The organism is Cobetia sp. SIMBA_158 (genome assembly GCF_046566945.1).
GTDB lineage: Bacteria > Pseudomonadota > Gammaproteobacteria > Pseudomonadales > Halomonadaceae > Cobetia > Cobetia amphilecti.
The window spans coordinates 1-453 of sequence record NZ_JAWJYL010000061.1 but is presented as its reverse complement, the minus strand read 5'-3'; the positions used below and the strand labels follow the sequence as shown (position 1 = coordinate 453).

Annotated in this window: 1 protein-coding gene; it reads right to left on the bottom strand. The window is 42.4% G+C overall.

Features of this window, described 5'->3' with window-relative positions; genetic code table 11:
* Positions 1 to 453: AMP-binding protein (locus tag R2R70_RS18960; RefSeq protein ID WP_410978743.1), on the bottom strand; the 453-nt coding region annotated here is incomplete at both ends.

Here is a 453-nt window from a genome sequence, read left to right as displayed (position 1 = left end):
CACGCACACACTTCTTCACCGTATTTTTCATCGCTGATACCAAATACAGCGGCGTCTTGTATGCCTGGATAAGTATAAAGCACCCCTTCAATTTCTCGAGGGTAAACGTTTTCACCACCACGGATAATCATGTCTTTAATTCGCCCAACAATACTCACAAATCCTTCGCTATCCATAACACCTAAATCGCCTGAATGAAGCCAGCCGTCACTATCTATTGTGGCTTTTGTTTTTTCTTCGTCATTCCAATAGCAGCGCATTATTCCTACGCCTTTGGAGCATACTTCACCGGGTAAACCTATTTTTTGAATGTTACCCAGTTCATCAATAATTTTAACCTCAGTATGTGCAAGGGCGCGGCCAACGGTTGTTACTTGGCGCTCTATTGATGAATCAGTTTCGGTTATATTATTGATTGGGCTGCATTCAGTTTGCCCATAGGCAATTAAAACC